Source organism: Delftia sp. WSY_12 (assembly GCF_043104645.1).
Lineage (GTDB): Bacteria > Pseudomonadota > Gammaproteobacteria > Burkholderiales > Burkholderiaceae_C > Comamonas > Comamonas tsuruhatensis.
This window is the reverse complement of the sequence record NZ_JBICKW010000022.1, coordinates 309093-323176: the sequence shown is the minus strand read 5'-3', so window position 1 is coordinate 323176 and position 14084 is coordinate 309093. Positions and strand designations below refer to the sequence as shown.

General features: G+C 68.8%; 11 protein-coding genes. 9 read left to right on the top strand and 2 right to left on the bottom strand.

What is annotated here, in order from left to right:
* The first annotated feature begins 49 nt into the window (after positions 1 to 49).
* From ACF8LI_RS13790 to ACF8LI_RS13765, 6 genes are all read left to right on the top strand, one after another.
* Positions 50 to 562 (top strand): sigma-70 family RNA polymerase sigma factor, encoded by a 513-nt coding sequence (locus ACF8LI_RS13790; RefSeq protein ID WP_203399512.1) that lies wholly within the window; start codon positions 50 to 52, stop codon positions 560 to 562.
* The gene (locus ACF8LI_RS13785) at positions 541 to 1554 is read left to right on the top strand and encodes a FecR domain-containing protein (RefSeq protein WP_392413080.1); all 1014 of its coding nucleotides are present in this window, start codon (positions 541 to 543) and stop codon (positions 1552 to 1554) included. Before ACF8LI_RS13790 ends, ACF8LI_RS13785 begins: the two co-directional genes overlap by 22 nt.
* 89 nt (positions 1555 to 1643) lie before the next feature.
* Positions 1644 to 4106, top strand: coding sequence for a TonB-dependent siderophore receptor (locus tag ACF8LI_RS13780; RefSeq protein WP_392413078.1), 2463 nt, complete (start codon positions 1644 to 1646; stop codon positions 4104 to 4106).
* 126 nt (positions 4107 to 4232) lie between these two features.
* A complete protein-coding gene (locus tag ACF8LI_RS13775; protein ID WP_016450750.1) occupies positions 4233 to 4715 on the top strand; it encodes a sigma-70 family RNA polymerase sigma factor in 483 nt (160 codons plus the stop codon).
* A 5-nt stretch (positions 4716 to 4720) separates the two neighbouring features.
* The gene (locus tag ACF8LI_RS13770; protein WP_203399510.1) at positions 4721 to 5704 is read left to right on the top strand and encodes a FecR domain-containing protein; all 984 of its coding nucleotides are present in this window, start codon (positions 4721 to 4723) and stop codon (positions 5702 to 5704) included.
* 142 nt (positions 5705 to 5846) lie between these two features.
* Entirely contained in the window at positions 5847 to 8381 is a 2535-nt protein-coding gene (locus ACF8LI_RS13765) for a TonB-dependent receptor (RefSeq protein ID WP_392413077.1), read from the top strand.
* 128 nt (positions 8382 to 8509) lie between these two features.
* Here ACF8LI_RS13765 and ACF8LI_RS13760 read toward each other — a convergent pair whose 3' ends face one another.
* Together ACF8LI_RS13760 and ACF8LI_RS13755 are read right to left on the bottom strand one after the other, a co-directional pair.
* Positions 8510 to 8767: a hypothetical protein gene (locus ACF8LI_RS13760; protein WP_034400160.1), complete on the bottom strand. Its 258-nt coding sequence runs from the start codon at positions 8765 to 8767 to the stop codon at positions 8510 to 8512.
* 3 nt (positions 8768 to 8770) lie between these two features.
* On the bottom strand, positions 8771 to 9151 hold the full coding sequence (locus ACF8LI_RS13755; RefSeq protein ID WP_392413076.1) for a hypothetical protein: 381 nt from the start codon (positions 9149 to 9151) through the stop codon (positions 8771 to 8773).
* 407 nt (positions 9152 to 9558) lie between these two features.
* Between ACF8LI_RS13755 and ACF8LI_RS13750 the strand changes: the two genes are divergently transcribed.
* From ACF8LI_RS13750 to ACF8LI_RS13740, 3 genes are all read left to right on the top strand, one after another.
* Positions 9559 to 10914, top strand: coding sequence for a sigma-70 family RNA polymerase sigma factor (locus ACF8LI_RS13750; RefSeq protein ID WP_199961529.1), 1356 nt, complete (start codon positions 9559 to 9561; stop codon positions 10912 to 10914).
* 132 nt (positions 10915 to 11046) lie between these two features.
* Positions 11047 to 13542 (top strand): TonB-dependent receptor, encoded by a 2496-nt coding sequence (locus tag ACF8LI_RS13745; RefSeq protein WP_047473137.1) that lies wholly within the window; start codon positions 11047 to 11049, stop codon positions 13540 to 13542.
* A gap of 205 nt (positions 13543 to 13747) precedes the next feature.
* On the top strand, positions 13748 to 14083 hold the full coding sequence (locus ACF8LI_RS13740) for a DUF3649 domain-containing protein (protein WP_392413075.1): 336 nt from the start codon (positions 13748 to 13750) through the stop codon (positions 14081 to 14083).
* Position 14084 lies beyond the last annotated feature (1 nt).

Below are 14084 nucleotides of genomic sequence, written 5' to 3'. Positions count from 1 at the left end.
TGATTCTTGTTTGATGGTGCCTCCCGCCTTCAAGCCATCGGGTCCTACCATGCCATCCGCCCCAGCCTCTACCCCCCAGCACCGAGAAGCCGCCTCCCTGTACACCGCCCACCATGGCTGGCTGCAGGGCTGGCTGCGCCGCAGGCTGGGCAACGGGGCGGATGCGGCGGACCTGGCGCAGGACACCTTTGTGCGCATCCTGGGCGTGCGCGACCTGGCTGGTGTGCAGGAGCCGCGTGCCTACCTGACCACGGTGGCCAAGGGCGTGCTCGTCAACTGGTACAAGCGCCAGGCGCTGGAGCGGGCCTACCTCGAAGCCCTGGCCGCCTTGCACGAGCCCGTAGCGCCTTCGCCCGAGCAGCGCGCCCTGGTGCTGGAGACCCTGCACGAGATAGACGCCATGCTGGACGCGCTGCCGCCCATCGTGCGGCGCACGTTTTTGCTGTCCCAGCTGGACGGCATGAAGTACGAGGACATCGCGCAGCAGCTGGAGGTCTCGCTCACCAGCGTCAAGCGCTACATGGCCCAGGCGTTTCGCCAATGCCTGGTGGCAATGGCGTGATGGAGACGCCCCTGCAAGCGCGCGTGCTCGACGAGGCCGCCGAATGGCTGATGCGCCTGCACGACAGCGGCGCCACCGATGCCGACCGCGCCGCCTGCGAGCGCTGGCGCCAGGCCGACCCCCAGCATGCCCTGGCCTGGGAGCGTGCCGAGCGGCTGCTGGGCAAGTTGGGCGGCCTGCCTGCAGCGCTGGCCATGCCGGCGCTGGACCGGCCCCGAAGCCACCGCGCCCAGCGCCGCGCCACCGTGGCCCGGCTGGCCGCGCTGCTGGCCGTGGCGCCTGCAGGCTGGCTGGCCTGGCAAGCCTGGTATGCGGCGGACCAGCGCGGCTGGGGCGCCGACCTGCGCACCGCCACCGGCGAGCGCCGCACCGAGCATCTGGCCGATGGCAGCCGCCTCCTGCTGGACACGGCCAGCGCGGTGGAAATCCGGTTTGATGGCGCACTGCGCCTGCTCACCTTGCGCCAGGGCGCGATTTCCATAGAAACGGCGGCAGATACCGCCACACCACGCCGCCCCTTTGTCGTGGACACCGCCCATGGCCGGCTGCGCGCCCTGGGCACCCGCTTCACCGTGCGGCAAGAAGGGGGCAGGGCGGACGGCGGCCCCGTGCGCCTGGCCGTGACCGAGGGAGCCGTGGAAGTCACGCTGCGCGGCGCCGCCAGCCCGGCGCTGGTCGTTCAAGCCGGTCAGCAAACGGTATTGCGAGCGGGGGAGGTGACCGCGCCCCAGCCCCTGCAGCCCGAGGCCACGGCCTGGACCCACGGCATGCTGATGGCCGACGCCATGCCGCTGGCCGCGTTCTGCGCCGAACTGTCGCGCTACCGGCCCGGCCTGCTGCAGTGCGCGCCAGAGGTGCGCGCGCTGCGCGTGTCCGGCTCCTTCCCGCTGGGCGATACGGACCGGACGCTGACCATGCTGGCCTCCACCTATCCCGTCGACGTGCAGACGCGCATGCGCGGCTACTGGATCACCGTCGTCGCCAGGAACTAAAAAAATCGAGGCAGGGTGACACCTTTTCGGATCTCGGCTGGCAACGGGGAAAGAGCTTCTTTCTTCACCGCCTCCAAGGACCGATTTCCATGCCTGCCGTACCCATGCCGCATCCCGTCTTCCATCCCCTGGCGCATGCCGCCCGACTGGCCCTGCTGGGCATGGCATTGGCCGCAGGCGCCGTGCAGGCGGCCGAACCGGCCCCCGCAGCCCAGACCTACCAGATTGCGCCCGGGCCGCTGGGCCGCACGCTGGCTGGCGTGGCCACGGCGGCGGGTATTTCGCTGTCCTTCGATCCTGCGCTGACCGAAGGGCTGACCAGCCCGGCCCTGTCCGGCCACTACGCGCCGCAGCAGGCGCTGCAGCGCCTGCTGGCCGGCAGCGGGCTGGACATGGTGGCGCGCAGCGATGGCAGCTACACGCTGCGCAGGCAGGCCGCACCGGCCGGCGCTGGTGCCGGTTCCACCACGGTCCTGAACGAAGTGCAGGTGACGGCCCGCGCCGAGCGCAGCGCCACCAGCGAAGGCACGGGCAGCTACGCGGCCCGCGCGGTCACGGTGGGCAAGGGCGAGCAGGCGATCAAGGACATCCCCCAGTCCATCAGCGTGATCACGCGCCAGCGCATGGACGACCAGAACCTCCACACCGTGGACGACGTGCTGGCCAGCACCACGGGCATCACCATGTACGACAGCCCCATGGGCGGGCGCTATGTCTACTCGCGCGGCTTCCGCGTGGATACCTACCAGTTCGATGGTGTGAACCGCGCCTTCTACTACCCGCAGGCCGACAACTTCACCAGCAACGCCGCCACGCTGGACCGCGTGGAAGTGGTGCGAGGTGCCACGGGGCTGCTGCAGGGGGCGGGCTCTCCCAGCGCCGCCATCAACATGGTGCGCAAGCGCCCCCTGGCAGAGCGCCAGCTGGAGGTATCGGCCAGTGTGGGTTCCTGGAACAACCTGCGCAGCGAGATCGATGCCACGGGCCCGCTCAACGAGGCCGGCACGCTGCGCGGGCGCGTGGTCGCCAGCCTCAACAGCCGCGACTATTTCTACGACGTGGCCAGCAGCCGCACCGGCGTGCTCTACGGCGTGCTGGAGTACGACCTCAGCTCCCAGACCCGGCTGACGGTGGGCACCACCCACGAGCGGCTGCGCTCCACGCCGTTCTTCCAGGGCCTGCCGCGCTATGCCGACGGGGCAGACCTGCGGCTGCCGCGCTCCACCTTCCTGGGCGCGGACTGGAACCGCTGGGACAGCGAGCAGACATCGCTGTTTGCCGAGCTGCAGCATCGCTTCAACGCGGACTGGACCGTTAAGGCCACGGCGGGCTACACCCGGGAAAAGCACGACATGAAGTACGCCTTCGCCCTGGGGGCCATCAATCCCGCCACGTTGGCGGGCAACGAGATGTATGCCGGCCTGTTCGATGTCACCACCGACAACAAGACCCTGGACGTGGCGGTGGACGGCAAATTCGACGCCTTCGGCCGCCGGCATTCGCTGAGCTTTGGCGCCAACACGGGCCGCATGGTCAACGACAGCGACTATTCGCTGATCCGCATGGGCTTGCCCAACAACGTGTTCGACCCGAGCGCCGCCATCCGCGAGCCGTTCCGCGCGGAATTCCTGGCCAACCGCTATCGCGGCGATGAAAGCCGCACCCGCATGACCCAGTCCGGCGCCTACGGCGTGGCGCGGCTGGGCCTCACCGATGCGCTGACCCTGATCGGCGGCGCCCGCATCACCCGCTTCACGAGCAGCAGCAACTACCGCAACACGGGCGAGGCCTACAACGACCCGTACAAGGAAAGCGGCGTCATCACGCCCTATGGCGGCCTGGTCTATGCGCTCAATGACCAGTGGTCGGCCTATGCCAGCTACTCCGACATCTTCCAGGCCCAGAACGCCGTGACGGCGGCCGGCGACCTGCTGGCACCCATCAAGGGGCGAAATCTGGAAGTGGGCATGAAGGGCGAATTGCTGGACGGCAGGGTGAACGCGGCCGTGGCCCTGTTCCGCATCGACCAGAAGAACCGCGCCGAAGAGGACTTGGTCAACCCCTGCTCGGCCAGCACCTACTGCTATGTCTCCGTGGGCAAGGTCCGCAGCCAGGGGCTGGATGCCGAGATCAGCGGCGAGGTGGCGCGCGGCTGGCAGCTGTTTGCCGGCTACACCTTCAGCCATTTCAAGTACCTGAACAACACCTCCAATGCCGGCGTGGAGTTCGCCAGCACCTACACGCCCAAGCACATGCTGCGGGTCTGGAGCGACTACCGCCTGCCGGGCGAATGGAGCGCCTGGAACGTGGGCGGCGGCGTCAACTTCCAGACCGCCAGCTCGCGCGCGGTGGGCGCCATCACCGATGTGCAGCCAGCCTATGCCGTGTGGTCTGCCCGCCTGGGCTACCGGATCGACCGCAACTGGTCCGTGGCACTGAGCGTGGCCAACCTGTTCGACAAGACCTACTACCAGACCATAGGCGCGCCGGCCTGGGGCAATGTCTACGGCGCACCGCGCAGCGCGACGCTCACCCTGCGCGGCAAGTTCTGAAACGCGGCCAGGAGGAACGGACTGCAGCAGCAGGCGGTAGAGCAGGGTCGCAAGAGGGTCGCAGTTGCCTATAATTGAGAATTATTCTCAATCTCGGGTCGTCGCGTGTCCAGCCCATCGCCTTCCTTGTCCGCCCATGTCGAATCCCTGTACCTGGCCCACCACGGCTGGCTGCAGGGCTGGCTGCGCAAGAAGGTGGGCAATGCCTTCGACGCGGCCGATCTGGCGCAGAGCACCTTCCTCAAGGTGCTGGGCGCCAAGGGGCTGGACCAGCTCCAGGAGCCGCGCGCCTACCTGACCACCATTGCCCGCAACCTGCTGATCAACCAGGTGCGCCGCCGCGCCATCGAGCAGGCCTATCTCGATGCCCTGGCCGCCATGCCCGAGCCCGTGGCGCCGCCGCCCGAGGTCCGGCTCATGGTGCTGGAGACCCTGGTGGAGATAGACCGGCGCCTGGGCCGCCTGCCCGCGCTGGCCAAGCAGGCCTTCCTGCTGGCCCAGCTCGAAGGGCTCGGCCATGGCGAGATCGCGGCCGAGCTGGGCATCTCCATCTCCACCGTCAAGCGGCATCTGGCCAAGGCGGCCATGCGCTGCTTCTTCCCGGAGTAGTCGGCATGCAGGCGTTCCCTTCCGCTTCTTCCCCCATTTCTGCCGAAGTGGCCCGCCAGGCCGTGCAATGGTGGCTGCAACTGAACTCCGGCCAGGCCCAGGCCCGGCAGCACGATGGCCTGCAGCGCTGGCGTGCGGCCAGCCCCGAGCATGAGGCCGCCTGGCAGCGCATCGAATCCATGGGCAGCCAGATGGCCGGCATCCCCATGCCGCTGGCGCGGGCCGCATTGGCCGCACCCGGCTCGGCCGGCAGGCGCCGTGCGGTGCAGGCGCTGGCCGTGCTGCTGGTCTCGGGCGCAGGCTCCGCAGCCGTCGTGCGCTCGCAGGCCTGGCGCGGCTGGACGGCCGACCAGGTCGCGGCCGTGGGCGAGCAGCGCCGGCTGCCGCTGCCCGATGGCGGCAGCGTGGTGCTCAACAGCGGCAGCGCCCTCAACCTGCGCTACGGCGCGGCCGAGCGCGTGCTGGAGCTGGTGCGTGGCGAAATCCTCGTGCAGACCGCGCCGGACAGCCTGCACCGTCCCTTCATCGTGCAGACCGCCATGGGCGCCGTCCAGGCCCTGGGCACGCGCTTCACGGTGCGCGAGCGCGAGCCCGGCATCGAAGTGGGCGTGCTGCAAGGCGCCGTGCAACTGCGGCCCGCGCATGCCCCGCATGCCGCGCAGCGCATAGCTGCGGGAGAGCAGGGCACGTTCACGGCCCAGCAGGCCGTGCACTCCGGCGCGCTGGACACGGCGGCCAGCGCCTGGGCCGAAGGCATGCTGGTGGCCTCGCGCATGCGGCTGGAGGATTTCCTGGCCGAGCTGGGCCGCTACCGGCGCGGGCGCCTGGGCTGCGACCCGGCCGTGGCCGGCCTGCACGTCTCCGGCGCCTATCCGCTGGCCGACACCGACCGCGTGCTGGCCGCGCTGACCTCGTCGCTGCCCGTGGAAATCCACTCCTTCTCGCGCTACTGGGTGATGGTGCGGCCTGCCGGGGCGGGCAAGGCATGAGCGGCACGGCCTGCATGAAGGCCTTCGCCTCTCTTTTGAAAAAAATTTGAGCTGATTTGCCGGCGATGGCTGTCAACAGAGACAGGAGCGCACCGCAGCGTGCGCCAACGCTTCTCTACAACCATTGCAACAAGGCCTTTCCATGCGCCCTCAGACCATGCGCCAGAACTCCATGCGGCAGACTGCCGCCCCCACTGTCCGCCCATCCCAGGCGGCCCCGGCGTTGCGGCCCGTGGCGCTGGCGCTGCAGGTGCTGTGCGCGGGCACGCTGGCGGGGCTGGCTGCCGCAGGCGCCCTGGCTCCGGCACAGGCCTGGGCGCAGCCGGCTGCCGGTGCTTCGCAGCAACGCCAGTACGACATTGCCGCCGGCCCGCTCGAAAGCGTGCTCAACCAGCTCGGGCGCGAGGCCGGCGTGCTGGTCACCTTCGGATCGGCCGTCACCGAAGGGCTGCGCAGCGGCGGCGTGAGCGGGCGCTTCACCGTGGAGCAGGCGCTGGACCGCGCCTTGCTGGGCACGCCGCTGGCGGCCGTGCGCTCGGCCGGCGGCGGCTACACCCTGCGCGAGATGCCCGTGGTGCCTGCCACCTCCGGCGCGGCGGGTGCTGCGGGTGCGGCAGGCGCGCCGTCCTCCCAGACGCTCAGGACCGTGCTGGTCACGGCCTCTGCCCAGGCCAGCCCCACCACCGAAGGCTCGGGCTCCTACACCACGCCGGCCACGGCGGCGGCCACGGGCCTGAGCCTGTCGCTGCGCGACACGCCGCAGTCCGTCAGCGTGCTCACGCGCCAGCAGATCGAGGACCAGGGCCTGCTATCGCTCAACGACGCCATGCGCAGCGTCACCGGCATCCATGTCGTCAGCTCGGACAGCGACCGCTCGGACTTCTACTCGCGCGGCTTCTACGTGGACAACCTGCAGTACGACGGCGTGCCCACCTCCATCGGCCTGTCGTTCTACGGCGAATCGGGCAACGACACCACCATCTATGACCGCGTCGAAGTGGTGCGCGGCGCCACGGGCCTGCTCACGGGCGCGGGCAATCCGTCGGCCTCCATCAACATGGTGCGCAAGCACGCCAACAGCAAGGTGTTCACGGGCTCGGCCTCGGCCAGCGTGGGCTCGTGGAACCACCATCGCGGCACGGTGGACCTGTCCATGCCGCTGACGCAGGACGGCCGCATCCGCGCACGCGTCGCCGGCATGGCCGAAGAGCGCGACTCCCATGTGGATCTCTACCACGCGCGCAAGCAGGTCTTCTACGGCGTGATCGATGCCGACCTCACGCCCGACACCACGCTCAGCGTGGGCGCCGACTACCAGGCCAACCGGCCCACCGGCTCGACCTGGGGCGGCCTGCCGCTGGTCTTCACGAACGGCATGCCGGCCGACTGGAGCACCTCCAAGACCACGGCCGCCAACTGGACGCGCTGGAACAGCACCAACAAAAGCATCTTCGCCAACCTGCAGCACCGCTTCGGCAACGACTGGAAGCTCAAGGCCAACTTCGTGCACCGCGACAGCGCCTACGACGCCAAGCTGCTGTACCTCATGCGCCAGCCCGACATCACCACCGGCCTGGGCATGGCGGCCCTGCCCAACTACTCCGAATACAGCTTCCAGCAAAACAGCGCCGACCTGCAGGTGACGGGCGGCTGGGAACTGGGCGGGCGCCGCCATGAGGCCGTGGTGGGCCTGACCAGCAGCCGTGCCCGCGAGCACAAGGCCGGCCATGCGCGCACCAGCCCGCTGCAGGACGTGGGCAACTACTACCAATGGGACGGCTCCTATGCCGAGCCCACCTGGGGGCCGCTGACCACCAGCAGCCTGGACCACACGCGCCAGGACGCGCTGTACGGCGCGCTGCGCCTGTCGCTGGCCGATCCGGTCAAGCTCATCGTGGGCGGGCGCCAGAGCAGCTGGAAGGTGCGCAGCCTCAGCGAGGTGCGCGACCACAACGTCTTCATCCCCTACGCAGGCCTGGTGCTGGACCTGAGCGAAGGCTTCTCGGCCTATGCCAGCTACACCGACATCTTCCAGCCCCAGAACTACCGCGACCGCGGCGGCAGCTACCTGGACCCCGTGGCGGGCAAGAGCTTCGAGATCGGCATCAAGGGCGAGCACCTGGACGGCAGGCTCAACAGCTCGCTGTCCGTCTTCCGCATCCAGCAGGACAACGTGGCCCAGCTGGACGAAGGCCAGGTCGTGCCCGGCACCACCGACTTCGCCTACTACGGCGCCAAGGGCGTGACCAGCAAGGGCTTCGAGGCCCAGGTCTCGGGCGAGCTGGCCACGGGCTGGAACCTGTCGGCCGGCATTGCCCACACCGTCGCGCGTGACGCCCAGGGCCTGTCCATCAACGCCTGGGCGCCCAAGACCCAGGCCCAGCTGTTCACTTCCTACCGCCTGCCCGGTGGGTGGAATCAGCTCACCGTGGGCGGCGGCCTGCAATGGCAAAGCCGCACCCGCGCTAGCGTCTTCGTGGCGGGCAATGACCTGGTCTTCGAGCAGAAATCCTTCGCCACCGCCAGCCTCATGGCGCGCTATGCCTTCAGCCCCAGGCTCTCGCTGCAGCTGAACCTGAACAACCTCTTCAACAAGAAGTACTACGTCAACATCGACGGCCAGGGCCAGTTCGGCACGCCGCGCCAGGCCATGGCGGTGCTGAACTACAAGTGGTGAAGCTTTCCCTGTGAGGATGGGGTGGAGTTGGCGCGGCAGCAGCCGAGGACGGCGGTGCAGGCCGCTGGCGCCCATTGCGGAGCCAGCAGCCCTTGCAGAGCCATTGCGGGGTAGGCGGCGGATGGGGGCTACACCACGCGCCGGGCCTCCACCTTCACATGGCCGGCCAGCAGGTCGGCGCTGTCGCGGATGGCGCGCAGCGCATGGGCCAGGGCCTGCTGGCTGTGGTGCTCCTGCGGTGCATGCACCGCCGCCAGGGCCAGTTGCGCCAGGGCCGAGATCTCGGTGCAGTTTTCCTGCACGCTGCCGTGGATCTCGGTGATGGCGCTGGTCAACTGGTGCAGGCTGGGTGGCTGTGTCCTGAGGGTGTCTTTGTCCATGGCCATGCCTCAGCCCTGCGGGCGCACCGGCTCATGGGTGCGGCAGTCGAGCAGTTGCGCCATGGCCTTGGCGGCTGCCTCGGCCGCTTCGGCGCGGCGCATCTCGGCCGCGTCTTCGAATCCGCAGCCCATGGCCTGGGCCTCGGTGCCGGCGTAGTCGGCCAGTGTCTCGGCGCTGTCGCGGATGCTTTGCAGGGCGCGGGCCACCACGTCCATGTGGCGATGGCCCTTGGGCGTCTCCAGCCATGCCAGGGCCAGCTGGGCGATGGAGGAGATCTCTGCACAGCCTTGCTGCACGAGATGGTCCACCTGGGTGAGGGCATTGGACAGCTGCCGGGTGCTGTGGCTGTCCGTGGCGTGGGTGGGCTGGTTTGGCTGGGTGGAAGTCATGCCATGTCCCTCCGTGTCTGGCGCTGCGTGGATGGCAAGCGTGAGGGAGGGAGCGCGCAAAGACAGGGCGCGCGGGTCTGCCCGAGAAAAACGGTACTCATGTTTCGATGCTCCATTACGTATCGAATCCACGGGCCATTGCAATCTGCATTGGCTGGTGGATTCGGTGTGCAAGCCTCGCTTTCGGAGAGGCGGTGCCGCTTGCTAATGGGTGTTTTGAAGCACCAGCCCCGTGACAGGGGGCCGGTGCGGATGATAGCGCGTGCGGCGTGCGCAAAGTCGCTTCGCGGCCCGTTGCACCTTGCGATCGCGCCCTTTCAGGAACGGTCCAGGAACCGCTGAAAGAGCCCGGCATGCATTGCGTTTATTGAGAATGATTCTTCTTTGCGCGGTTATGATCCAGCCCCATGGATTTGTCCGCCTCCTTCACCCGCGCTCTGCTTTCCGGCTTTGACCGGGCCTATGCCGACCTGGTGCGTGCCGCCACGCGCAGCACGGGCAGCCGCGAGGAGGCGGGCGACCTGGTGCACGACACCTGGCTGCGGCTGGCGGAACACGCGCGCAGCGCCCCGGCCGAGGCCGCAGACCTGGCCGGGGCCGCGAATCCGGCCCAGATGCCGCGCGACGCCACGGCCTATCTGGCCGTGATGGCCCAGCACATGGCGCTGGATGCGCACCGCCGCCGCCAGCGCCATGCCCGCTACCTGGGCGAGGCGGCAGTCCATGAACAACTGGCGCCCAGCCATGCGCCCGATGTGGCCGACTCCGTCATGTACCGCCAGGCGCTGGCCGTGCTGGAGTCCGCCTTGCACAGCCTGCCCGAGCGCTGCCGGGCCGCCTTCATCGCCCACCGCGTGCAGGGCGAGCGCCAGCCCGAGATTGCCGAGCGCCTGGGCGTCAGCCTCAACACCGTGGAGCGCGACCTGATCCAGGCCAGTGCCTGCATAGAGGATGCGCTGCACCGCTGGCGCGGTACGCGGCCCGGCAGCGCCGTTGCGCGACATGCAGGTCGGCGGCGCAGCCTGGCCGCGCTGCTGGGCGTGGCCGGTTTCGGCCTGGGCGGCAGCCTGGGCTGGCAGCAATGGCGGCATTACCGCGACACGCATGTGCAGTGGCAGGCCGGCTGGTCCAGCCTGCGCGGCCAGCAGGTGCGCCATGGCCTGCCGGACGGCTCCAGCCTGCTGCTGGACGCGCTCAGCAGCGCGCAGGTGGAGTATTTCGCCACGCGGCGCGTGGTGCAGCTGACGCAGGGCGCAGCCTTCTTCGAGGTGGAGCGGGACGAGGACCGGCCCTTCACCGTGCAGGCCGGCGGCGTGCGCGTCACCGTGCTGGGCACGCGCTTCGGCGTGGAACTGGCCACGGGCGCCCAGGGGCAGGAGCGGGTCACGGTGCAGGTGGAGTCGGGGCGTGTGCGCGTGCAATCCGACGCGGATGGCGGGCGCTTCTATGAATTGTCTGCAGGCCAGGGCCTGCGCATGGAAGGCACGGTGGCCACGCAGACCCGGGGCGACGCCGGGCAGGCGGCCTCCTGGCGGCATGGCGAGCTGGTGTTTGCCGATGCCACGCTGGGCGAGGCCCTGGCGCGGCTGTCACGCTATGCGCCGTTCGACCTGCAGGCCACGCCCGAGGCCGCGCGCCTGCCGCTGAGCGGGCGCGTGCGCATCGCCAAGGCCCATGCCTGGGTGCGGGCGCTGCCCCATGCGCTGCCGGTGCAGGTGCGCAGGCAGGCCGATGGCGGCCTGCTGGTGGCCACGGCGGGCTGAGGCGTGACGGTGGCAAGAGCAACTGCATGCGCACGGCAGCGGGGCGCACATTATTTTTCAGGAGTTTTCCTGGCCAGTCGTCATGGCAGTGATCCCTGTGGGTCCCTTCCATCACTGCCAAGGACGATTTCCATGCATCCGCTTTTCCCTTCTTCGGGCGCCTGCCGCGCCGCCCTCCATCCGCTGGCCCATGCCGTGCTCTGCCTGGGCCTGGCCATGCCGCTGCAGGCGGCGCTGGCCCAGCCGGCCGCACAGACGCTGCGCTTCGACATAGCGGCGCAGCCGCTGGCCAGCGCGCTGGATCAGTTCGCGCGGCAGGCCGGACTGCAGCTGGTGTTCACGCCCTCGCTGGCCGCCCAGCGGCAGGCGCCGGCTGTACGGGGCGAGCTGCCGCTGCGCCAGGCGCTGGATGATTTGCTGGCCGGCAGCGGCCTGCAGGGCCATGTGCAAGAGGGCACGCTGACCGTGCAGCCCGTCGCCGCCATCGAAAAGACGCTGGCCGAAGTACGGGTGAGCGCGCGCCGGGCCATCGACGGCACGACCGAGGGCACGGGCTCGTACACCAGCCGCGTGACCAGCATCGCCTCCAAGACGGACCAGTCGTTCCGCGAGATCCCGCAATCGGTGTCGGTGATCACGCGCCAGCAGCTCGACGACCGCCGCATGACCGACATCCGCGACGCGCTGGCCGCCACGCCCGGCATCACCACCAGCCAGATCAATTTCGACTCCACCTATTTCTATTCGCGCGGCTTCCAGATCGACAGCATGCAGATCGACGGCGGCGCGCCGCTGAACATCGCCCAGTACACCTACAGCGTCAACCAGAGCATGGACTTCTACGACCGCGTGGAGGTGATGCGCGGTGCCTCGGGCCTGCTGGGCGGCGTGGGCGATCCGGGCGGCATCATCAACATCGTGCGCAAGAAGCCGCTGGCCGAGCCGCGCTTCGTGGTGCAGCAGTCCATCGGCAGCTGGAACAACTACCAGACCATGGTGGATGCCACGGGGCCGCTGGCGCTGGACGGCCGGGTGCGCGGCCGGGCCGTGCTGTCCTACCAGGACACGGACCAGTTCGTGGACATCAAGCACACGCGCGCTCCCCAGTTCTACGGCGTGGTCGAGGCGGACCTGACGCCCGACACCCTGCTGACCGTGGGCATGAGCCGCAGCAAGATCCGCACGCGCGGCGATGGCGGCGGCGACGTGCCGCGCTACAGCGACGGCAGCGATATCGGCCTGCCGCGCCACACCAGCTTCACCCAGCCCTGGGCCACGGGCCGCAAGGACAACAGCGAGCTGTTCGGCGCGCTGGAGCACCGCTTTTCCGCACGCTGGAAGGGCAAGCTCAACCTGACCCGCAGCAAGTCCAGCTATGACGGCTCCACGGTGTTCGGCTACGGCGCGCTGGACCCCGCAACCGGCCTGGGCGTGAACTGGAACGGCGGCGGCCACTACCTGTACGAGAACCGGCAGACCGTGCTGGACGCCAGCCTGGCCGGCAGCTTCGACCTGGGCGGGCGCACGCACGAGATCCTGCTGGGCATGGATCGGCAGAAGGTGGAGAGCTTCTGGAACGTGGGCTATTCCACCGATGCCACGGGCGTGGAGCCCATCGATGTCTACAACCCCGGCGCCTGGCGCCCCGCGCCGGCCGGCGAGATCTCGCGCCGCTACAACCCCTGGGGCCAGGACCAGTCGGGCGGCTATGGCGTATTGCGCCTGCATCCGACGGACCGCCTGCATGTGATCGTGGGCGCGCGCTATGCCAAGTACCGCTTCAACCAGGTCTATGAGTCGCTGAATGCGGCGGGCCAGTGGGAATTGGCATCGGGCAGCCGCTTTTCCGAGCCGGCCAAGTTCACGCCGTATGGCGGGGTGATCTATGACCTGAACAACCAATGGTCGGCGTATCTGAGCTATTCCTCGATTCTCAAGCCGCAGGCGCTGTCCAAGTCGGGGCCTCCTCCGGGCAATTCGCTGGACCCGGTCAAGGGCAAGAGCTATGAGGCCGGTTTCAAGGGCGAATTGGCCGATGGCCGGCTCAATGCCACATTCAGCCTTTTCAACGTGGTGCGCACGGGCACGGCGGTGACGGATACGCGCTATCCGAGCAATCACGAGGAATGGTCGGGCAATTGCTGCTTTCTGCCGCAGGGCAAGGTGACCAGCCGCGGCTTTGACGCCGAGATCGGCGGCGAGCTGCGCCCGGGCTGGCAGATCGCGGCCGGCTACACCTACACCACCACGCGCGACAAGACCGAGGATGCGCCCTACAGCAGCATCACGCCGCGCCATCTGCTCAAGCTGTCCACGGCCTATGTGCTGCCGGGCGAGCTGTCGCGCTGGAAGATTGGCGGCAGCGCCCATATCCAGAGCAAGCACCATGTGCGCGATACGCTGTATGACGCCGACTGGAATGAAGTCGGCCGCTACAACTTCACCCAGGGCGGCTATTCCGTCATCAATGCGATGGTGCAGTACCGGATCGATCCGCGCTGGACGGTTTCCCTGAATCTCAACAATATCTTTGACAAGACGTACTACCAGACCGTGGGCTATGCGAGCGGCGGCAATTTCTATGGAAAGCCGCGCAATGCGGTGCTGACGCTGCGCGGCACCTTCTGAGGGCCGGGGCGGGGTCCAGGAGGGCCCGCCCCAGTCCGACCCAGGCCACTGGCCGCAATGGCGAAAACCATTGCGGCTGGCCTTTTTTTCGATCTCGTTTGTCATGTATGAGGAGGGCCTTGAAGGCCGCCGCATCACGGCATCCGTTTTGGCCCCTTGTTTGCACGCATTCGTGCGTTCCTGTGCTTATCCGAATACCCATTACATGCCCCAATCCCAACCCGCTGATCCTGCAGATATCACCCAGGCCGACAGGCCCGTCCATCCGGGCCTGCTTGTCCTGTCCCGCCTGCTGGCCGCCGTCTTCGGCGGCTATGCGCTGGCCAGTGCGCTGGCGGCCTTCCTGGCCGCTGCGTTGCCCGGCGCGCATGTCGATGCCGTGATCGCCGGCATGCAGTGGAGCTTTGCGCTGCACGCGCTGGCGGTGATCTGGGCGTTCTCGCCGGTTTCGGCGGGCCGGGTCTGGCTGGGGTTGCTGGTGCCTGCGGCCCTGATGGGCAGCGCCGCGCTGCTGCTGGCGCGCAATGGCGCGGGAGGCTGAG